The 20,037-nt window shown below is 70.6% G+C and carries 19 protein-coding genes; 11 read left to right on the forward strand and 8 right to left on the reverse strand.

Features of this window, described 5'->3' with window-relative positions; all coding sequences use genetic code 11:
* The first annotated feature begins 53 nt into the window (after positions 1 to 53).
* The 5 genes from atpA (at position 54) to AB0F38_RS06370 (ending at position 5,056) form a co-directional block, all read left to right on the forward strand.
* Entirely contained in the window at positions 54 to 1,625 is a 1,572-nt protein-coding gene (atpA, locus tag AB0F38_RS06350) for a F0F1 ATP synthase subunit alpha (protein WP_361887480.1), read from the forward strand.
* 3 nt (positions 1,626 to 1,628) lie between these two features.
* Complete coding sequence (locus AB0F38_RS06355) at positions 1,629 to 2,546, forward strand: F0F1 ATP synthase subunit gamma (protein WP_361887482.1); 918 nt, start codon at positions 1,629 to 1,631, stop codon at positions 2,544 to 2,546.
* The gene (gene atpD / locus AB0F38_RS06360) at positions 2,546 to 3,988 is read left to right on the forward strand and encodes a F0F1 ATP synthase subunit beta (RefSeq protein WP_361887485.1); all 1,443 of its coding nucleotides are present in this window, start codon (positions 2,546 to 2,548) and stop codon (positions 3,986 to 3,988) included. The genes AB0F38_RS06355 and atpD overlap by 1 nt, the downstream gene beginning before the upstream one ends.
* A gap of 108 nt (positions 3,989 to 4,096) precedes the next feature.
* Complete coding sequence (locus tag AB0F38_RS06365; RefSeq protein WP_361887487.1) at positions 4,097 to 4,471, forward strand: F0F1 ATP synthase subunit epsilon; 375 nt, start codon at positions 4,097 to 4,099, stop codon at positions 4,469 to 4,471.
* Positions 4,472 to 4,609: 138 nt separating this feature from the next.
* Positions 4,610 to 5,056, forward strand: a complete 447-nt coding sequence (locus AB0F38_RS06370) for a DUF2550 domain-containing protein (RefSeq protein WP_056794362.1) — start codon at positions 4,610 to 4,612, stop codon at positions 5,054 to 5,056.
* A gap of 86 nt (positions 5,057 to 5,142) precedes the next feature.
* Here AB0F38_RS06370 and AB0F38_RS06375 read toward each other — a convergent pair whose 3' ends face one another.
* The 3 genes from AB0F38_RS06375 to AB0F38_RS06385 all read right to left on the reverse strand — a co-directional run bounded on the left by AB0F38_RS06375 (position 5,143) and on the right by AB0F38_RS06385 (position 9,027).
* A complete protein-coding gene (locus AB0F38_RS06375) occupies positions 5,143 to 7,023 on the reverse strand; it encodes a glycoside hydrolase family 18 chitinase (protein WP_361887490.1) in 1,881 nt (626 codons plus the stop codon).
* Positions 7,024 to 7,186: 163 nt separating this feature from the next.
* Positions 7,187 to 7,837, reverse strand: coding sequence for a response regulator transcription factor (locus tag AB0F38_RS06380; protein WP_361887493.1), 651 nt, complete (start codon positions 7,835 to 7,837; stop codon positions 7,187 to 7,189).
* Positions 7,834 to 9,027, reverse strand: a complete 1,194-nt coding sequence (locus AB0F38_RS06385; RefSeq protein WP_361887495.1) for a histidine kinase — start codon at positions 9,025 to 9,027, stop codon at positions 7,834 to 7,836. The genes AB0F38_RS06380 and AB0F38_RS06385 overlap by 4 nt, the downstream gene beginning before the upstream one ends.
* Positions 9,028 to 9,178: 151 nt before the next feature.
* Here AB0F38_RS06385 and AB0F38_RS06390 point away from each other — a divergent pair, with 151 nt between their 5' ends.
* A complete protein-coding gene (locus tag AB0F38_RS06390) occupies positions 9,179 to 9,736 on the forward strand; it encodes a hypothetical protein (RefSeq protein ID WP_361887497.1) in 558 nt (185 codons plus the stop codon).
* Between the two features lies 1 nt (position 9,737).
* Here AB0F38_RS06390 and AB0F38_RS06395 read toward each other — a convergent pair whose 3' ends face one another.
* Positions 9,738 to 10,310 carry a cob(I)yrinic acid a,c-diamide adenosyltransferase gene (locus tag AB0F38_RS06395; protein WP_361887499.1) on the reverse strand — a complete coding sequence of 191 codons (573 nt, stop codon included), beginning with the start codon at positions 10,308 to 10,310 and terminating at the stop codon, positions 9,738 to 9,740.
* A gap of 341 nt (positions 10,311 to 10,651) precedes the next feature.
* Here AB0F38_RS06395 and AB0F38_RS06400 point away from each other — a divergent pair, with 341 nt between their 5' ends.
* The 3 genes from AB0F38_RS06400 to AB0F38_RS06410 all read left to right on the forward strand — a co-directional run bounded on the left by AB0F38_RS06400 (position 10,652) and on the right by AB0F38_RS06410 (position 14,772).
* Entirely contained in the window at positions 10,652 to 11,500 is an 849-nt protein-coding gene (locus tag AB0F38_RS06400; RefSeq protein ID WP_361887501.1) for a 3-hydroxyacyl-CoA dehydrogenase family protein, read from the forward strand.
* A 242-nt stretch (positions 11,501 to 11,742) separates the two neighbouring features.
* The gene (locus AB0F38_RS06405) at positions 11,743 to 12,066 is read left to right on the forward strand and encodes an STAS domain-containing protein (protein WP_145803121.1); all 324 of its coding nucleotides are present in this window, start codon (positions 11,743 to 11,745) and stop codon (positions 12,064 to 12,066) included.
* Positions 12,067 to 12,282: 216 nt separating this feature from the next.
* Positions 12,283 to 14,772 carry an ATP-binding protein gene (locus tag AB0F38_RS06410; protein WP_361887504.1) on the forward strand — a complete coding sequence of 830 codons (2,490 nt, stop codon included), beginning with the start codon at positions 12,283 to 12,285 and terminating at the stop codon, positions 14,770 to 14,772.
* Between the two features lie 97 nt (positions 14,773 to 14,869).
* On the opposite strand, the gene nucS is transcribed toward AB0F38_RS06410, so the two are convergent.
* On the reverse strand, positions 14,870 to 15,541 hold the full coding sequence (gene nucS / locus AB0F38_RS06415; RefSeq protein WP_361887506.1) for an endonuclease NucS: 672 nt from the start codon (positions 15,539 to 15,541) through the stop codon (positions 14,870 to 14,872).
* A 260-nt stretch (positions 15,542 to 15,801) separates the two neighbouring features.
* Here nucS and AB0F38_RS06420 point away from each other — a divergent pair, with 260 nt between their 5' ends.
* Positions 15,802 to 16,194 carry an SCO5389 family protein gene (locus AB0F38_RS06420; protein ID WP_073791902.1) on the forward strand — a complete coding sequence of 131 codons (393 nt, stop codon included), beginning with the start codon at positions 15,802 to 15,804 and terminating at the stop codon, positions 16,192 to 16,194.
* Positions 16,195 to 16,288: 94 nt separating this feature from the next.
* Here the strand turns inward: AB0F38_RS06420 and AB0F38_RS06425 are convergent, their stop codons facing one another.
* Positions 16,289 to 17,320, reverse strand: coding sequence for an LLM class flavin-dependent oxidoreductase (locus AB0F38_RS06425; RefSeq protein WP_361887510.1), 1,032 nt, complete (start codon positions 17,318 to 17,320; stop codon positions 16,289 to 16,291).
* 206 nt (positions 17,321 to 17,526) lie between these two features.
* Between AB0F38_RS06425 and AB0F38_RS06430 the strand changes: the two genes are divergently transcribed.
* Positions 17,527 to 17,853 carry an ATP/GTP-binding protein gene (locus AB0F38_RS06430; protein ID WP_361887513.1) on the forward strand — a complete coding sequence of 109 codons (327 nt, stop codon included), beginning with the start codon at positions 17,527 to 17,529 and terminating at the stop codon, positions 17,851 to 17,853.
* 1 nt (position 17,854) lies between these two features.
* Here AB0F38_RS06430 and AB0F38_RS06435 read toward each other — a convergent pair whose 3' ends face one another.
* A complete protein-coding gene (locus AB0F38_RS06435; protein ID WP_361887516.1) occupies positions 17,855 to 18,736 on the reverse strand; it encodes an ABC transporter permease subunit in 882 nt (293 codons plus the stop codon).
* Positions 18,733 to 19,905: an ABC transporter ATP-binding protein gene (locus AB0F38_RS06440; protein WP_361887519.1), complete on the reverse strand. Its 1,173-nt coding sequence runs from the start codon at positions 19,903 to 19,905 to the stop codon at positions 18,733 to 18,735. The genes AB0F38_RS06435 and AB0F38_RS06440 overlap by 4 nt, the downstream gene beginning before the upstream one ends.
* Positions 19,906 to 20,037: the final 132 nt, after the last annotated feature.

Below are 20,037 nucleotides of genomic sequence, written 5' to 3' on the forward strand. Positions count from 1 at the left end.
CCCCAGACCCCCTTAAGAAACTTCGGGCCCAACAAGGAGAGCAGGGAACCCAGATGGCGGAGCTCACGATCCGGCCGGAGGAGATCCGGGACGCACTGGAGAACTTTGTCCAGTCGTACCAGCCGGACGCGGCCTCGCGCGAGGAGGTCGGTACGGTCAGCGTTGCCGGCGACGGCATCGCGAAGGTGGAGGGCCTGCCCTCCGCCATGGCGAACGAACTGCTGAAGTTCGAGGACGGAACCCTCGGTCTCGCCCTCAACCTCGAAGAGCGCGAGATCGGTGCGATCGTCCTCGGCGAGTTCAGCGGAATCGAGGAGGGCCAGCCGGTGCAGCGCACCGGTGAGGTGCTCTCCGTCGGCGTCGGCGAGGGTTACCTCGGCCGCGTCGTCGACCCGCTCGGCAACCCGATCGACGGTCTCGGCGAGATCGCGACCGAAGGCCGTCGCGCCCTGGAGCTGCAGGCTCCTGGCGTCATGGTCCGTAAGTCGGTGCACGAGCCGATGCAGACCGGCTACAAGGCCGTCGACGCCATGGTGCCGATCGGCCGGGGCCAGCGTCAGCTGATCATCGGCGACCGTCAGACGGGTAAGACCGCTCTGGCCGTCGACACGATCATCAACCAGCGCGACAACTGGCGCTCGGGCGACGTGAACAAGCAGGTGCGCTGCATCTACGTCGCCATCGGTCAGAAGGGCTCCACCATCGCCTCCGTGCGAGGTGCCCTGGAAGAGGCCGGCGCGCTCGAGTACACGACCATCGTCGCCGCCCCGGCGTCCGACCCGGCCGGCTTCAAGTACCTGGCGCCGTACACCGGCTCGGCCATCGGCCAGCACTGGATGTACGACGGCAAGCACGTTCTGATCATCTTCGACGACCTCTCGAAGCAGGCCGACGCCTACCGCGCCGTGTCGCTTCTGCTGCGCCGTCCGCCGGGCCGTGAGGCCTACCCGGGCGACGTCTTCTACCTGCACTCGCGTCTGCTGGAGCGCTGCGCCAAGCTCTCCGACGACATGGGCGCCGGTTCGATGACGGGCCTCCCGATCGTCGAGACCAAGGCGAACGACGTGTCGGCGTTCATCCCGACCAACGTCATCTCCATCACCGACGGCCAGTGCTTCCTGGAGTCCGACCTGTTCAACGCGGGTCAGCGTCCGGCGCTCAACGTCGGTATCTCGGTCTCCCGAGTCGGTGGCTCCGCCCAGCACAAGGCCATGAAGCAGGTCTCCGGCCGTCTGCGCGTGGACCTCGCCCAGTACCGCGAGCTGGAGGCGTTCGCCGCCTTCGGTTCCGACCTGGACGCGGCCTCCAAGGCGTCGCTGGAGCGCGGCAAGCGCATGGTCGAGCTGCTGAAGCAGCCGCAGTACGCCCCGTTCCCGATGGAGGAGCAGGTCGTCTCCGTCTGGGCCGGCACCACGGGCAAGATGGACGACGTCCCGGTCGAGGACATCCGTCGCTTCGAGGGTGAGCTGCTGGAGTTCCTGCGCCGTGAGCGCAAGGACCTCCTGACCAGCATCGCCGAGGGCGGCAAGATGTCCGACGACACGCTGCAGTCGATCGCCGACGCGATCGCCGCCTTCAAGCAGCAGTTCGAGACCTCGGACGGCAAGCTCCTGGGCGAGGGCTGATCGATGGGCGCTCAGCTTCGCGTTTACAAGCGCCGCATCCAAGCCGTCACCGCGACCAAGAAGATCACCAAGGCGATGGAGATGATCGCCGCCTCGCGCATCGTCAAGGCGCAGCGCAAGGTGACGGCGTCGATGCCGTACGCGACCGAGCTCACCCGCGCGGTGACCGCGGTGGCGACCGGCTCCAACACCAAGCACCCGCTCACCACCGAGGCCGACGCCCCGGTGCGGGCCGCGGTCCTGCTCCTCACGAGCGACCGCGGTCTGGCCGGCGGCTATTCCTCCAACGCCATCAAGGCGGCGGAGCGGCTGCGGGAGCGGCTGGCGGCCGAGGGCAAGGAGGTCGACACGTACATCGTCGGCCGCAAGGGTGTCGCCTACTACGGGTTCCGCGAGCGCAAGGTCGCGGAGTCGTGGACCGGCTTCACCGACAGCCCGGAGTACGCGGACGCCAAGAAGATCGCCGCGCCCCTGATCGAGTCCATCCAGAAGGACACGGCCGAGGGTGGCGTCGACGAGCTGCACATCGTCTTCACCGAGTTCGTGTCGATGATGACGCAGAACGCGGTCGACGGCCGGATGCTGCCGCTCTCGCTCGACCAGGCCGCGGAGGAGACCGGTGCGAAGGACGAGATCCTTCCGCTGTTCGACTTCGAGCCGTCGGCTGAGGACGTCCTCGACGCCCTTCTGCCGCGCTACGTCGAGAGCCGCATCTACAACGCACTGCTGCAGGCGGCCGCTTCCGAGCACGCCGCCCGCCGCCGCGCGATGAAGTCGGCGACCGACAACGCCGGGGATCTGATCAAGAGCCTCTCCCGGCTTGCCAACGCGGCCCGCCAGGCCGAAATCACCCAGGAAATCAGCGAGATCGTCGGCGGTGCAGGTGCGCTGGCCGACGCGTCCGCGGGGAGTGACAAGTAATGACGACGACAGTTGAGACGGCCGCTGCCACGGGCCGCGTCGCCCGGGTCATCGGCCCGGTCGTCGACGTGGAGTTCCCCGTCGACGCGATGCCGGAGATCTACAACGCCCTGCACGTCGAGGTCGACGACCCGGCCGAGGCCGGCGCTCGTAAGACGCTGACCCTCGAGGTCGCCCAGCACCTGGGCGACGGCGTGGTCCGCGCGATCTCGATGCAGCCCACCGACGGTCTGGTCCGCCAGGCCCCGGTGACCGACACGGGCGAGGGCATCACGGTCCCGGTCGGTGACGTCACCAAGGGCAAGGTGTTCAACACCCTCGGTCAGATCCTGAACGAGCCCGAGGCCGAGTCGCAGATCACCGAGCGCTGGCCGATCCACCGCAAGGCCCCGGCCTTCGACCAGCTCGAGTCCAAGACCGAGATGTTCGAGACCGGCCTGAAGGTCGTCGACCTGCTGACCCCGTACGTCAAGGGCGGCAAGATCGGTCTGTTCGGTGGTGCGGGCGTCGGCAAGACGGTCCTCATCCAGGAAATGATCATGCGTGTGGCGAAGCTGCACGACGGTGTGTCGGTGTTCGCCGGTGTCGGCGAGCGCACCCGTGAGGGCAACGACCTCATCGACGAGATGACCGACTCGGGCGTCCTGGACAAGACCGCGCTGGTCTTCGGCCAGATGGACGAGCCGCCGGGCACCCGTCTGCGGGTCGCGCTGTCCGCCCTGACCATGGCGGAGTACTTCCGCGATGTGCAGAAGCAGGACGTGCTGCTCTTCATCGACAACATCTTCCGCTTCACGCAGGCCGGTTCCGAGGTCTCCACGCTGCTCGGCCGCATGCCGTCCGCAGTGGGTTACCAGCCGACCCTGGCCGACGAGATGGGTGTGCTCCAGGAGCGCATCACCTCGACGCGTGGTCACTCGATCACCTCGATGCAGGCGATCTACGTCCCCGCGGACGACCTGACCGACCCGGCCCCGGCCACCACGTTCGCCCACCTCGACGCGACGACGGTTCTCTCCCGTCCGATCTCCGAGAAGGGCATCTACCCGGCCGTGGACCCGCTGGACTCCACGTCCCGCATCCTGGACCCGCGCTACATCGCGCAGGACCACTACGACACGGCCAGCCGCGTCAAGGGGATCCTGCAGAAGTACAAGGACCTCCAGGACATCATCGCGATCCTCGGTATCGACGAGCTGGGCGAGGAGGACAAGCTCGTCGTCCACCGTGCCCGTCGCGTCGAGCGCTTCCTGTCGCAGAACACCCACGCCGCCAAGCAGTTCACCGGCCTGGACGGTTCGGACGTCCCGCTCGACGAGTCGATCGCCGCGTTCAACTCGATCTGCGACGGTGAGTACGACCACTTCCCCGAGCAGGCGTTCTTCATGTGCGGTGGCATCGAGGACCTCAAGGCGAACGCCAAGGAGCTCGGCGTCTCCTGAGCCTCCGGCTCACCGAGGGGGGTGGGTGTGTCCCGCCCCCCTCACCACGCCCCGTAGAATTGACCCAACACCCGGCATGACCGCCGGGTGGTGACCCGAGGAGCCACCTTGGCTGCTGAGCTGCATGTCGAGCTGGTCGCCGCGGACCGCAGTGTCTGGTCCGGCGAGGCCACCCTCGTTGTCGCACGTACCACGTCCGGCGACATCGGCGTCATGCCCGGTCACCAGCCGCTTCTGGGTGTGCTGGAATCGGGCCCGGTGACGATCCGCACGAGCGACGGCGGGACTGTCATCGCCGCCGTGCACGGCGGTTTCATCTCCTTCGCGGACGACAAGCTCTCGCTGCTCGCGGAGATTGTCGAGCTCGCGGACGAGATCGACGTCCAGCGCGCCGAGCGTGCGCTGGAGCGTGCGAAGTCGGCCGCGGACGCCGCCGCCGAGCGGCGTGCGGACGTGCGACTGCGTGCGGTGGCGGTGCGCTAGCGCACCCCACGAAGTGTTGTTTGACTCAGCCGCGGCCCGAGCTGGAATTATCCAGACCGTGTCGCGGCTGAGGCGATGCAGGTGCGGTTCGGCTCGGTTCGGTATCCGTTACTCGACGATGCGAGGAGGTCGGTGGAGATGGTCCTCGCTTTGTGGGTGGGCGGTCTGGTCGTCGTACTGGTCGCGGTGGGTCTGTTCGTCTTCGGTCTGCGCAGGCGGCTGATCCAGCGCTCCGGCGGCACCTTCGACTGCAGCCTGCGCTGGGACGTGTCGCAGGAGCCGGATCCGTCCGGCAAGGGCTGGGTGTACGGGGTCGCCCGCTACAGCGGCGACCGCGTGGACTGGTTCCGGGTCTTCTCCTACGCGCCCCGTCCGCGCCGCGGCCTGGAGCGCTCCGCCATCGAGGTGGTCGCGCGCCGGCTGCCGGAGGGCGAGGAGGAGCTGGCACTCCTGTCCGATTCCGTCGTGCTCGGCTGTCTCCATCAGGGGATTCGTCTGGAGCTAGCGATGAGCGAGGACGCGCTGACGGGCTTCCTCGCCTGGCTGGAGGCGGCTCCGCCCGGCCAGAGGGTGAACGTGGCCTGACGGCCCGAGGACACACGAAACCGGGGAGACAGGGGGCGGACCTGTCTCCCCGGCGTTTTTTCGGGGGTGTGCGTGCCTCGTCGGGGTTAGTTGAGGCCGCTGTCCATCGCGCTCACGAGCTCACCGTTCGCGGTGTCGCCACTGAACTCCCAGAAGAATGCCCCGCCCAGGCCCTGGCTGTTCGCCCAGGCCATCTTGGACGTGATCGTCGCCGGGGTGTCGTAGCTCCACCAGTTGGTGCCGCAGTGGGCGTACGCGGTGCCGGCGATCGTGCCGGTGGCCGGGCAGCTGTTCTTCAGGACCTTGTAGTCCTCGATGCCCGCCTCGTACGTGCCCTGGGCCGCTCCGGTCGCCGTGCCGCCCGGTGCAGCCTGGGTGACGCCGGTCCAGCCGCGGCCGTAGAAGCCGATGCCGAGCAGCAGCTTCGAGGCGGGGACGCCCTTGGCCTTCAGCTTGGCGATGGCCGCGGCGGAGTTGAAGCCCTCCTGCGGGACGCCGCTGTACGAGGTCAGCGGGGAGTGCGGGGCCGTCGGGCCCTTGGCCACCCACGCGCCGAAGAAGTCGTACGTCATGACGTTGTACCAGTCGAAGTATGCTGCGGCGCCCGCGTAGTCCGCTGCGTCGATCTTGCCGCCCTCCGAGCCGTCCGCGGTGATCGCGGCGGTGACCAGGTTGTTCGTCCCGAACTTCGTGCGCAGCGCCGAGGAGAGGTTCTTCAGCGCGGCGGGGCCGCTGGTGTCACAGGTGAGACCGCAGGCGTTCGGGTACTCCCAGTCGATGTCGATGCCGTCGAAGACATCGGCCCAGCGGGGGTCCTCGACCAGGTCGTAGCAGGACTGGGCGAACGCGGCCGGGTTCTGTGCCGCGGCACCGAAGCCGCCGGACCAGGTCCAGCCGCCGAACGACCAGATGACCTTGATGTTCGGGTACTTCGCCTTGAGCTTGCGCAGCTGGTTGAAGTTGCCGCGCAGCGGCTGGTCCCAGGTGTCGGCGACCCCGTCGACCGACTGGTCGGCGGTGTAGGCCTTGTCGTAGTCGGCGTAGGCGTCACCGATGGTGCACTTGCCGCCCTGGACGTTGCCGAACGCGTAGTTGATGTGCGTGATCTTGGCCGCGGAACCGGACGTCACCAGGTTCTTGACGTGGTAGTTGCGCCCGTAGACGCCCCACTCGGTGAAGTAGCCGAGGTTGACCTTCTCACCGGGGCCGGGGCCCGGGTCGGTGGTGCCGGTGGTGCGGACGGCCACCGAGGAGCTGACCGGACCGGTCTGGTCGGCGGTGTCGCGGGCCTGCACCGTGTAGGAGTAGTCCGTGCCCTTGCTGAGACCGGTGTCGGTGTACGTCGTCGTGGTGACCGTGGCGACCTTGGCGCCGTCCCGCAGGACGTCGTAGTTCTTGATGCCGTTGTCGTCGGTGGCGGCGCTCCAGGTGAGCGTCGCCGACGTGTCGGTGACGGCGCTCGCGGTGGGGGTGCCGGGCTTGGACGGGGCGTTGTCGCCCGGGACGCCGCCACCGTCACAGGAGGCGCCGTTCAGCTTGCAGCCGGTGGGGGAGCCCGTGCCGGTGCCGTTGAAGCCGAAGCTGACGCTGGCTCCCGGGGCGACCGTGCCGTTCCAGCCGAGGTTCTTGGCGGTCCAGTGGGTTCCGGAGCTGGTGACGGTGGCGTCCCAGGCGGAGCCGACCGCGGTGCCGGAGGGGAAGTCCCACTCGATGGTCCAGGAGGACAGGGCGGTGGTGCCGGTGTTCTTGACCGTCCACTGCCCCTCGAAGCCGCTGCCCCAGTCGGACTTCTTGACGTAGGTGGCGGTCGCCGATGTGGCGGCCTCGGCGGGGGAGGCCAGGCCGACCATCGCGGCGAGTGGCAGAAGCAGCGCGGTGAGGCCCGCGACCGCCTTGGATCCGATGGCTCCGCCGGCTCCGAGTCTCCATCCGGGACGGGATCGGCGTAGGGGGGTTTCTGTGCTCAACGGTGCTCCTCGGGTGAGGTCCGGCAAACGGGGGTGGTCCGTGGACTGCGAACCCTGCGTCGCCCTGAGCGCGCCTTGTCATGGCGTACTCACCGCAGCGTGCGTGCTCGGTGAGATTAGGAAGGTCTGGACCAATCGTCAAGAGGTCCAGACCAAAGTTCCGTCACCGTTCTCGGAGACCCAACTCCTGAGCGAGTACCGCCGCTTGGACCCGGCTGCGCAGCTCCAGCTTCCCCAGCAGCCTGCTGACGTGCGTCTTCACCGTCGCCTCCGCCATCGACAGCCGCCCCGCGATCTCCGCGTTCGACAGCCCTTCACCGAGACAGCCCAGCACTTCGCGCTCCCGCCGGGTCAGCGCGTCCAGCACCGCGGGATCGGCCGTGCGGGCGGCTGCGGCCCCGGCGAACTCCGCGATCAGCCGGCGCGTCACGGCAGGGGCGATCATGCCCTCGCCGCGTGCCACCGTGCGTACCGCCTCCAGCAGATCGTGCGCGTCGGTGTGCTTCAGCAGGAAGCCCGCCGCACCAGCGCGCAGCGCCCCGAAGACGTACTCGTCCAGGTCGAACGTCGTCAGCACCAGCACGTCCGCCAGCCCTTCCGCCACGACCTGCCGCGTCGCCGACACCCCGTCGAGACGGGGCATCTGCACGTCCATCAGCACCAGGTCCGGGCGCAGTTCGCGGGCCAGGCGCACGGCGGCCTCGCCGTCCTCCGCCTCGCCCGCGACCTCGATGTCAGGTGCGCTGAGCAGGATCAGCACCAGGCCCGCGCGCACGGCCGACTGGTCCTCCGCGACCAGCACCCGGATCGTCATGTCCTCAAGGTCCCTTCCTCGACGGGCAGTTCCGCCCGTACCAGCCAGCTCTTCGTGCCGTCGCGCCCGGACACCGGGCCCGCCCCGATCGTCCCGCCGAGCAGCGCCACCCGTTCCCGCATCCCCACCAGGCCCGCCCCCGAACCGGGTGCGCGCGGGCCCGGCCGGTCGCCGAGCATGCTGCTCACCTCCACGGTCAGCACGTTCCCCGAGCGCCCCAGACGGGCCGTCACCGGTCCCGGCGCGGCATGCTTCAGCGCGTTCGTCAGAGACTCCTGGACGATGCGGTACGCCGCCAGCTCCACCGGCGCCGGCAGCGCCCCCGTCCCCTCACGGCCGTCCGTCAGCGTGACGGTCAGCCCGCTGGACGCGGAGTTCGCGCCCGCCTGCCCGACCAGCGCGTCCAGCGACGCGAGGGTCGGTGCCGCGCTCGGCGTGTCCCCGCCGCTGTCCCGCAGCAGCCCGATCAGCCGGCGCATCTCGGCCAGCCCGTCGACGCTGTTCCGCCGGATCACCCCGAGCGCCTCCCGGGAGGTGCCGGGGTCGTCGATGGAGAGTGCCGCGGTGGAGTGGATGGCGATCGCGGAGAGGTGGTTGGCGACCATGTCGTGCAGCTCCCGCGCCATCCGGGAACGCTCGGCGGTCACCGCCTGGACCCGGTCCATCTCGGCCAGCAGCGCGGTCTGGTCGGCGCGCAGCCGGGCCGTCCCGGCAGCGTCGCGATGGTTGCGCACGCTGACACCGGTGATGGCGGGGGCGAAGGAGACCAGCCCGGTGACCACGCCGATCAGCAAGGCCTCGGCCGTGCGGTACCAGGCCAGGAACCCGATCGTGACCGCGACCGTGACCAGGAACGCCGTCACCGGGATGCGGCGGGCGGCTGCCGGGGTCCCGTACACCACGGCGGCGTACACGAGGTCGGTGTACATCAGCGCGGTGGCCAGACTGCCCGTCGTGAACTGATCGGCGACCAGCGTGAGCGTGCCGAGGACCAGTGCGGTCTGCGGGGCGCTCCGCCGCAGCAGTTCCAGCCCGGCCGTCACCGCGAGCGGCACGAGGGCCATCCAGTGCGCGGAGAGGAGCCGGCCTCCCTGGGTGTGCAGACCGGCCAGCCAGAGGATCAGGCCGCCGGTCAGCCCGACGGCGGCGATCAGTACGTCATGGCGGTGCGGGCGCACGGAGGTGAACACCCTCCCATCCAACACGGCGGGGTCCCCGCGGACGTCCGCGCGAGGGGTGAGGCGCGGCTACATCGAAGGGTGCAGTCACGTTTCGTCACTGCCGACGACGATCCGGTGCCCCGCGGACGGGAGCCTGGAAGGGACCGGAAGGAGAACTACCGTGATCGTCAGACTGATCGTGCTCTGCGAGGTCGGCTTCTGGGTCCTGCTGGCCGCCGGACTCGGACTCCGGTACGTGGCGAAGAAGCCCCGGCTCGGTGCCGCCGTGCTGCTGTGCGAGCCGCTGCTGGAGGTCGTCCTGCTGGTGGTGACGGCCATCGACCTGAAGAGCGGGGCCGAGCCGGACTGGAAGCACGGCCTGGCCGCCGTCTACATCGGATTCACCGTGGGGCTCGGGCACTCCACCATCAGGTGGGTGGACGCCAGGGTCGCGCACCGCTTCGCGGGCGGACCCGCCCCGGTGAAGCCCCCGAAGTACGGGACGGCCCGGGCCGTCCACGAGTGGCGCACCGCCGGCCGCTGGGTGCTGGCCGCGGTGACCGCCATGGCACTGCTGCAGGCCGCGGTCTGGTACGTCGGCGGGGACGGCGACGTCGGCTCGCTGCGCATGTGGCAGCAGAAGCTGCTCTGGGTGATCGGGATCAACCTGATCATCGCCGCCTCCTACACGCTGTTCCCCAAGGAGGAGCCGAAGAACCCGGTGAAGGCGGGCCGCTGACTCAGCGCTCGCCGCCCGGCACCCACAGCACGTCCCCGATCTCCTTGTTCGCCGTCCTGGCGAGGATGAACAGGAGGTCGGAGAGGCGGTTGAGGTAGGTCGCCGTCAGCGCGTTCATCACGTCCCCGTGCACCTCCAGCGCCGCCCAGGTGGACCGCTCCGCCCGCCGCACCACCGTGCAGGCCTGGTGCAGCAGCGCCGCCCCCGGCGTACCGCCCGGAAGGATGAAGCTGCGCAGCTTCTCCAACTCCTCCAGGAAGGCGTCGCAGTCCGCCTCCAGCTTGTCGATGTAGGACTGCTCCACCCGCAGCGGAGGGTACTCCGGGTCCTCCACCACCGGCGTGCACAGGTCCGCGCCCACGTCGAACAGGTCGTTCTGCACACGGACCAGGACCTTCACGACGTCCTCGGAGAGGTTCCCGAGCGCGACGGCCGTACCGATGACGGCATTGGCCTCGTTGGCGTCGGCATAGGCCGAGATCCGCAGATCGGTCTTGGCGGTCCGGCTCATGTCACCGAGAGCGGTGGTGCCCCGGTCGCCGGTACGGGTGTAGATGCGCGTCAGATTGACCATGGGGTCAGCCTAGTGAGGCACCGGCCCGGCGGAAGGCGCGTGTGCCCACCGTCACGGCGACGCGGGTCGCGCCCACCGGCACCAGGAAGGGGGACGGCCGCGGGCCGCAGGGCCGCCGAGGTGCCCCGCGAAGCGCTCGCTCTGCCCGCCGCCGTCGAGGGCGTGTTCGGCGACACGGTCCGCAACTACGCGCGGAGCGCCGCCGCGTGACGCCCTCCGGTGTGATGTCCGTCATGTGAGACGTGACGCGCATCTCTTCACTGCCCGAGCACCCCTCACGGGGACTAATCTCCGCCGGAGAGCATGTGGAACAACCGTTGAGAATGCATAGGGGTGCCAACGTGGCCAGGAAGCTCGCCGTCATCGGCGCCGGACTCATGGGGTCCGGTATCGCGCAGGTCTCCGCCCAGGCGGGCTGGGACGTCGTGCTGCGTGACGTCACCGACGAGGCCCTGACCCGGGGCCGCGACGGCATCAGGGCCAGCTACGACAAGTTCGTCTCCAAGGGCAGGCTGGAGGCGTCCGACGCCGAGGCCGCGCTCGCCCGCATCACCACGACCACCGACCTCGACGCCGTGGCCGACGCCGACGTCGTCGTCGAGGCCGTCTTCGAGAAGCTCGAGGTCAAGCACGAGATCTTCCGTACGCTCGACAAGGTCGTACGGGAGGACACCGTCCTCGCCTCCAACACCTCCGCCATCCCGATCACCAAGATCGCTGCCGTGACGGAGCGCCCGGAGCGCGTCGTCGGTGTGCACTTCTTCTCGCCGGTCCCGATGATGCAGCTCTGCGAGCTGGTGCGCGGCTACAAGACCAGCGACGAAACCCTCGCCACCGCACGGGAGTTCGCCGAGTCCGTCGGCAAGACCTGCATCGTCGTCAACCGCGACGTCGCGGGCTTCGTCACCACCCGGCTGATCTCGGCGCTCGTCGTCGAGGCCGCCAAGCTGTACGAGTCGGGCGTCGCCTCGGCCGAGGACATCGACACCGCCTGCAAGCTGGGCTTCGGCCACGCCATGGGCCCCCTCGCCACGGCGGACCTGACCGGCGTCGACATCCTGCTGCACGCCACGGGCAACATCTACACCGAGTCGCAGGACGAGAAGTTCGCCGCACCCGAGCTGATGCGCCGGATGGTCGACGCAGGTGACATCGGACGCAAGAGCGGGCAGGGCTTCTACACCTACTGATCGTTTCCCGGTCCCCGGGTGCCTGGTCGGCCGTCGGCCAGGGCCCCGGGGACCGGTGGTCCGGCGCCGTCAGGCGTTCCGGACCAGCGGTTCCGGCGGACCTCTATCACCCCTCAGGGTGAATTCGGTATCGGTTCGCTCACAGACGGCAACCTCTCTGTCGCTGCTGCAGTCAGTTGGGGCAGAGGCAGCAGAGATCCAGACAGTCCGACCTTGCTACGGAGTACTTCCGGGGAGCGCATATGCACATCAGGGGCGACCACGCCGAGCTGGTCGTCGGGGGCCGCCTCGACGTCCGAAGCGCGGCGGACGCCCGTACGGTTCTGCATTCGGCCGTCGACGACGGATCCGGTGACCTCGTGCTGAACCTGACCGAGCTGGATTCCTGGGACGCCACCGGACTCGGCGTCATCATGGGCGCGCACCGCAGAGCCGGCCGGGCCGGCCGGCGGCTCGTGCTGCGTGGTGTGCCGCCGCAGATGCAGCGCCTGCTGGTGGCCACGCGGCTGCACCGCATTCTGGCCATCGAGGGTGGAATCGCCGCAGACTCGCTGCCGCGCGTATAAGGACGACCGACCGGCCGTTCACCGCACAATCCTCACGAGACCATGACGTCCGGGGCGGCACGGCCCCCCGCCGGTTCGTAGATACTGGGCGAAGGTCTAGGGTTCGGCCGTCTGCCGAATGACGGCCCACCGGGCGGACACCGGACCGGAAACGACAGCGGGGCGTGCGAGGCCGGGAGGGACAACCGTGCGCTACGCGTCTGGGGGACTTTGACGATGGACCCGACCAACCGGGGACCGGAAGAGTACGACCGCTCCGGTGAGGACACCGGGCGGAGACGGCAGCCCCGCGATCCCCTGACGCCCGAATTCGGGCACCAGGCACCCCACCAGTCCCGCACGGTGCAGCTGCTATCGGGCGACTTCCTGCTCACCGTGAACCCGGTCGACGGCAGCGAGATCGAACCCTGCCGCCCCGGGGAGCGGCCCGCCGCTCCGGTGCGGCACACGGCCGCCGAGCGCACCGAGCGCGAGCGTGCCACCGCCCCGCCCGTACCACCGGGGCCGCCCGGACCGCGACTGCCCCTCCTGGAACGCCAGGAGGAGCGCGAGCGGCTGGTGAGGCTGCTGGCGCGGGGCCGCTCGGTGCGGCTCACCGGCGCGGCGGGCTCCGGCCGCACGGCCCTGCTGAACGCCGTCGGCGACGACTGCGCGGACCTGGCGCCCGACGGTGTCGTACGGCTCTCCGGACACAAGCGGACGGCCATGGACCTGCTGTACGGGCTCTTCGAGGCCGTGTACCGCTCCCCGCTGCACCGTCCCGACCGCGAGGGGCTCCTGGCCCTCGTCCACGGCATCGGCGCGGTCGTCGTCCTGGACGACCTGGAGCTCGGCGGCGCCGCGCTCCAGGAACTGCTCGACGCGACGCCCGAGTGCGCCTTCCTGTTCGGCGCGACCCCCGATGTGCCGGCGCCCACCGCCGACTCGAGCCTCGAAGAGGTCTTCCTCTCCGGCCTCGGCCGCAGCGCCTCGATCGAGTTGCTGGAACGCGTCGTGGAGCGCACGCTCACCGACGAGGAGGCGAACTGGGCGGGTGACCTCTGGTTCGAGTCCCAGGGGCTGCCCCTGCGGTTCGTGCAGGCGGGCGCGCTGCTGCGTCAGCGCGACCGGCTGCGCACGGGCCCGGAGGCCTTCGACGGCTACGACGAGGAGCCGGCCGACGCCCCCTTCGGCCGGCCCGAGCCGGCCGGCGTACCCCTGCCCAGCCTCGGAGAGGGAGCGGCGCCCGCCGCGCTGCTCGCCTCCCGGCTCAGCGAGGCCGCCCGCGAAACCCTGCACTTCGCCGTCGCCCTCGGTGGCGAGCTGCCGCACCAGGCGCACCTGCCGGCGCTCGTGGGGGACACCCACGCCGATGCCGCACTGGGCGAGCTGTTCCTGTGCGGCCTGCTCTCCCCCGCGGGACCCCGCTACCGGCTGGCCGCCGGTGTCCTGGCCCAGCTGGAGGCGAGCGGATACGGCGCGGACGCCGAAGCGCGGGCCCGTACAGCCGCCCAGCACTACGCCTGGTGGGCCGGCCACCCCTCGGTCACCCCCGAGCGGGCGGTGGCCGAGGCGGACGCCGTCCTCGCCTCGATGGCGCCCCTCGTCCCGGGCGACCAGGCGGGCCGGACCAGTGCGGCCGTCCTGCTGGCCCGCAGCGCCGCTCCCGCCTTCGCGGCGGGGATGCAGTGGGGAGCCTGGGAGAAGGTCCTCAGGATCGGCCAGGAGGCCGCCAGGATCGCCGGTGAGGTGGCGGAAGAGGCCTACTTCCACCACGAGTTGGGCGTCCTCGCGCTGTGCACCGGCAATCTGGACCGGGCCAGGGCCGAGCTGGAGACCTCCGTCGGCATGCGCGGCGCGCTCGCCGACAAGGCCGGGGCCGTCGCCGGCCGCAGGGCGCTCGCCCTCGTCGCGGACCGCTCCGGCGGACCGTCCACGAGCGGCCGTACCCCGTCCGGCGAGGAGGTGCCGGCGGCCCGTCCCGACGGCTCCGCCTCGCCGCCCGCCGGCGTACCGGCGGCCATGCCGCTGTTCCCTCGGCAGACCGAGGAGCCGGCCACACTGGTCTCCCGCCGGAGCCCGCCGGCCGCCGGGAAGGGCGCAGGCGCCCTGGGCGGCCGTACGGCCGTGCTCCGGGGGGCCAGGCGCAACCTGGTCGCCGTGGGCGCGGGCGCGCTGCTGGCCGCCGTGCTCGGCACCGTGGTGACGCTGGGCGCGACCTCCGGCAGCGAGGACCCGGAGGGCCGGCACGTCACGACGGAACAGTCGGCGAGCGAGGACGACAGCGAGACCGGCCTCTCCGCGGACGAGCCGACCGACGCCCCGGCCACCGGTGGCGGCACGCCCGGCGGGTCCCCGTCCCCGGGCACCTCGGGCCGTGCCACCCCTTCCGGCAGCGCGAGCCCGTCCCCGGGCGCCTCGGACCCCGGTGCGAGCCCGACATCGGGCTCGCCGTCCAGCGGCAGCCCCAGCGACCGCCCGACCTCAGGGACCCCGTCGCCGACGGGCAGGCCGACGAAGCCGGCCCCCACGGACCCGACGCCCTCGGAACCGACTCCCACCGACCCGACGCCCTCGGAACCGACCCCTTCGCAGCCCACGCCCACGCAGCCCACGACGGATCCGGAGACCTCCAACTCGGCGAGCGGCCCGGCCGAGTCGGCGACCGCCTCGGCGACGACCACCGGGTCCGGCCCGGAGACCTCCGGCACCACGCCGGTGGCCTGAACCCCGAGAACCCCTCTGCGGACCCAGATGCGGGTCCGTCGAGGGGTTCTTTCATGTCCGACGCGCCCCGGGGGAGTTCCTCCGGACCCGCCCCGGGTCAGAACAGCCGCAGCTTGTCGTCCTCGATGCCCCGCATCGCGTCGTAGTCGAGGACCAGGCAACCGATCCCGCGGTCCGTCGCCAGCACACGGGCCTGCGGCTTGATCTCCTGGGCGGCGAACACACCCCTGACCGGCGCCAGATGCGGATCCCGGTTGAGCAGCTCCAGGTAGCGGGTCAACTGCTCCACACCGTCGATGTCACCCCGGCGCTTCAGCTCCACGGCCACGGTCTTCCCGTCCGCGTCCCGGCACAGGATGTCGACCGGCCCGATCGCGGTGGGGTACTCGCGGCGGATCAGGGTGTAACCCTCGCCGATCAGCCCGATCCGGTCGGCGAGCAGCTCCTGGAGGTGCGCTTCCACACCGTCCTTGACCAGCCCCGGATCGACACCCAGCTCATGGGACGAGTCATGGAGGATCTCCTCCATGGTGATGATCAGTTTCTCGCCCGCTTTGTTCACCACGGTCCAGACGCCCTCGCTGTCGTCGGCGCCCTCCTTCAGGGTGCACGGCGGGGACATCCAGTTGAGAGGTTTGTACGCCCGGTCGTCGGCGTGGATCGAGACGCTGCCGTCCGCCTTCACCAGGATCAGACGGGGGGCGGAGGGCAGGTGGGCGGTGAGCCGGCCCGCGTAGTCGACGGAGCAACGGGCGATGACGAGACGCATGGTCGGCAACGCTACTCGACGACCCGTGCTCCACGCGATTCCCGGACCCGGCGTCCCGGGCCCGTGACGGGCCTCCTTCTGGCTTGCCCCTCTTTGCGACCGTTCGTTGTTGGCCGGTTGTGTTCCCAATCTCCTGGTGCGGCCCGGACTGCACCCTTACCGTGGAAGCAGGAGGTCGCCGTCTGTGTACGCAGCGTCGCCGTCCTCCTTCCCTGCCCGTAAGGCCCCGGCCACCTGTCGGGGTCGCGAGAGGAGAACCCATGTCGCTCGACGTCTCACCGGCCCTGTTGGAACAGGCCGAGCGAGGCGAGGTCGACGAAGCCGACTTCGTCGACTGCGTCCGGACCTCCCTGCCCTACGCATGGGAGATGATCAGCTCTCTGGTGGCTCAGCTGAAGGTCGACGGCGGAGAGTTCGCCGACAACCAGACGCCGCCGCCGGACGAGCAGGCACGTGGTCAGCTGCTGCGCGCGCTCGCGAGTGATGCGATACGCGGCGCGCTGCAGCGGCACTTCGGGGTGCGCCTCGCATTCCAGAACTGCCACCGCGTCGCGGTGTTCCCGCTGGACGCCTCGGTCGACGAGCGACTGGCCCGCTTCACCTCGGTGAGAGGCCAGCTGCTCAACCAGTCGCCCGGACTACGGGACTGCTGAGCGCTTCTGCTGCCGCTTCGGGCCGCGGGAGGTGCAACTGGCTCCGGGGCGGCAGCTCCCGTACCGCACCACCAGGACTCCCCGCATGAACGGGTCACTTCAGCAACGGCAGGACCTCCGTGCCCAGCCGCTGCACATTCTCCTCCGTCGCCGCGAGATCGCCCGATCCCTCCACCAGGAGGGCGAAGCGGGTGATGCCCGTGCGCTCCGCCGTGGCCGCGAGCCGGTCGGCCGCCAGGCCGGGCGGGCCCACCGGATGCAGACCGCACAGGAACTCCGTGTACGCGACGGGGTCGCGCATCACCCGGTGCCTGCCGTCGACCGTCACATGGGCGCCGAGTCCCTGCCGCAGCCAGCCCGGCATCGCCTTCACGAGCGTCTCCACGGCGTGCGCGGGACGGTCCGAGATCTGGGCCACTCCTGCGGACACGTGTTCGTTTCGTCCCACGACTTCCGCCGGCAGACCAGCCTCCCGGGCGGCCGATCGCCACAGGGCGACCATGTCGGCCTTCTCCCCGTCGTCGCAATGCATCCCGAGAAGCATCGGCAAACCCTTTCCAGCGGCGAGTTTCACGCTTTTCGGCGAGGTGCACGCGACGATCACCTCGGGCCCCGCGGGGCCGTCGCCGAGCAGCTCGTCCGCGCGGGGCACCACCGCCACTTCGCGGAAGCGGTAACGCTCACCGCGGCCCGCCACCCGGGGCTTGCCCAGCCAGTCGAGCAGCAGCTCCAGCGACTCCGGGAAGCTGTTCTCGTACGCCGGGAGACCTCCTCCGAACACCTCCAGATCCACCCACGGACCACCGCGCCCCACGCCCAGGGAGAAGCGGCCTCCACTGGTCAGGTGCAGCAGCGCCGCCTGCTCGCCGAGCGCGACCGGATGCTGGTTGGGCAGCACGCTCACCGCCGTGCCCACCCGGATCCTGCGGGTGCGGCCGAGCAGCAGCGCGGCCAGTGTCACGGCCGACGGGCACACCCCGTACGGCACGAAATGATGTTCTGCCAGCCAGACGGAATCGAGCCCGGACCCTTCCGCGACCTCCACGGACCGGACGGCCCGGTGCAGGGCCTCGCCCTGCCCCTGGCCGGGAAACTGCGCTCCCAGCACGAACGTTCCTACGCGCATCGCCTGTTGCCTCCTTGCGGCCGACGCGGCTCTCCCTACCGGCAACAACGTCTGACACGTGCCATAGGCACGGTCCCCGGCGATGTTGTTGCGATTTTCCGGTAACCCCCCGTCCCCGGGTCCCCGTCGTGACTGCGCGACACCGGCCCGCCGCCGATGGCTCTAGGCTGGAAGGACCCTGCCCGTACCGCCCCGTGAGGTGTCACGTGTCCCCGCGCCGCAACCGCCCCCGAGGCGGCGAGAGCCCCGCCGGCAACGCACGAGAGGCCGCGGAGCGGTACGGCGGGGGCGGTGCCACGGAGAGCTGGCAGGGCGAGGAGTGGTCGGTGCGCCCGGTGAGCGGCGCGAGCTCGATGGGCAAGCGCTACCGCTGCCCCGGCTGCGACCAGGAGATCTCCGGTGTTCCGCATCTGGTCGCCTGGCCGGAGTTCGGCGGGATCGACGACCGCAGGCACTGGCACAAGGCCTGCTGGAACGCGAAGGACCGCCGCACCACACGGGTGCAGCGGTCCAGGAACGCGCCGCGCTACTGAGTCAGACGTCGCGCCGGTCCAGCGAGACGAAGGCACCCGCCATCGCCACGGCGGTCACGCCGAGAATGATCCACAGCGGCTCCCAGCCGGATGGCCCCGACGTGGTCATCGACGCGTCGTACAGCGTGCCGAGCTGGTTGGGGATGGAGTACTCGAAGAGCGCCTGCTGGAGGTCGGCCAGCGACGGCGAGAACATGAACATCGCCAGGACGAGCGGCAGCAGCACCACCGCGATCATGATCGTGATCGCCCCCGCCGAGTGCCGGATGAGCGCCCCGAGCGCGAGCGAGAGCAGCCCGAGCGTGGCGACGTACAGCCCCACACCCACCGTGGAGCGCAGCCAGTCGTCGGCGGTGGGTGTCCCGCCGTCCACCATGGCCGTCTGCAGAAGGCCGACGATCCCGGTCGTCACCGTGGTGATCGTGAAGGAGAGCAGGAAGAAGACGATCGACTTCGCGACCAGCATCCGCACCCTGCTCGGGCAGGCGGTCAGCGTCGTCCGGATCATTCCGGTGCCGTACTCCGACGCGATGGTCAGCACGCCGAGGGTGATCACACAGATCGAACCGAGCAGCACGCCGAAGAAGCCGAGGCTGAGCACCGGGGTGCCGTCCAGGTCGGCGTCCGACGCGCTCACGGCGAACGCGGCGAGCAGGCCGACGGCGAGCAGCAGCACGATCATCACGCCGAGCGTCCACAGGGTGGAGCGCACCGAGCGGATCTTCGTCCACTCGGAGGCGATCGCGTCGCCGAGACCGGGGCTGCGCACCGGGATCGGCGAGGCGTACAGCCCGCCGCTCCCGCCCTCCCAGCCCTGCGGAGGCTGCTGGTAGGGCGCCCGGGGGGCCTGCGGGAGAGGCGGCGGGGTGGCCGGCGTCGTCATCGGGGGTCCTCGCTGGTCTCGCGCGCGGTCGGGTCCGCGGGGGCGGCCGCGGGGGCCACCGGTGCGGCAGGGGCAGGGGCAGGGGCGGGAGCCACCGGTGCGGGTGCGGCGGCGTACGGGTTCTGTCCGGGCGGCGGCGGGGCGTACCAGCCCTGCTGCGGTACCTCGGGCGGGGGCTGCTGCGCGTACTCCGCGTAGCCGGGCCGGGGCCCGTGACCGGGCGGTGGGAGCTGGAGCCCGGCCTTGGCGTCCGCCGTCGAGCGGTAGTCCACTGCGCCCTGCGTCATCCGCATGTACGCCTCCTCCAGCGACGCCTGGTGCGGCGAGAGCTCCCACAGCCGGACGTCCGACGCATGGGCCAGATCGCTGATCAGGGGGAGCGGCAGGCCGGTGACGCGCAGCGCACCGTCCGGCTCCGGCATGACCCCGCCGCCCGCCTCCGTCAGGGAGGCCGTCAGCTTCTCCCGCTGCTCCGGCCGGTCGGCCGCGACCCGCACCCGGGCGAAGTCCGCGGAGTTGGCGGAGATGAAGTCCTTGATGCTCATGTCGGACAGCAGCTGCCCGCGCCCGATCACGATCAGATGATCGGCGGTGAGTGCCATCTCGCTCATCAAGTGGCTGGAGACGAAGACCGTGCGGCCCTCGGACGCCAGCCGCTTCATCAGGTTGCGGACCCAGAGGATGCCCTCGGGGTCGAGCCCGTTGACCGGCTCGTCGAAGAGCAGCACCTGCGGGTCGCCGAGCAGTGCGGCCGCGATGCCGAGCCGCTGCCCCATACCGAGCGAGAAGCCCCTGGACCGCTTCTTCGCGACGTCCTGGAGGCCGACGACCCCGAGCACCTCGTCCACCCGGGCCGCCGGGATGCCGGCCAGCTGGGCCAGGCTCAGCAGGTGGTTACGGGCGCTGCGCCCGCCGTGCACCGCTTTGGCGTCCAGCAGCGCGCCCACCTGGCGCGGTGCGTTGGGAAGGCTGCGGAAGGCGTGGCCGCCGATCGTCACGTGCCCGGCCGTCGGCCGGTCCAGGCCGAGCATCATGCGCATGGTGGTGGACTTGCCCGACCCGTTGGGGCCGAGGAACCCTGTGACGGCCCCCGGCCGCACCTGGAAGGAAAGGTTGTACACGGCCGTTTTCGCGCCGTAGCGCTTCGTCAGGCCGACTGCCTCGATCATTCTCCAGAGCCCCATCGACTTATCTGCCGTCGGGGCCGGGCCACCCGGCCGCACGCCCCCCTAAGAGTTAGGAGGATAACCAGCCCGTGACGGTTCCGGCCAAGCCGCTGCGCGGAGCACCGGTGTGACGGC

The organism is Streptomyces sp. NPDC025273 (assembly GCF_040638585.1).
In the GTDB taxonomy this organism is placed as follows: Bacteria; Actinomycetota; Actinomycetes; order Streptomycetales; family Streptomycetaceae; genus Streptomyces; species Streptomyces cinereorectus.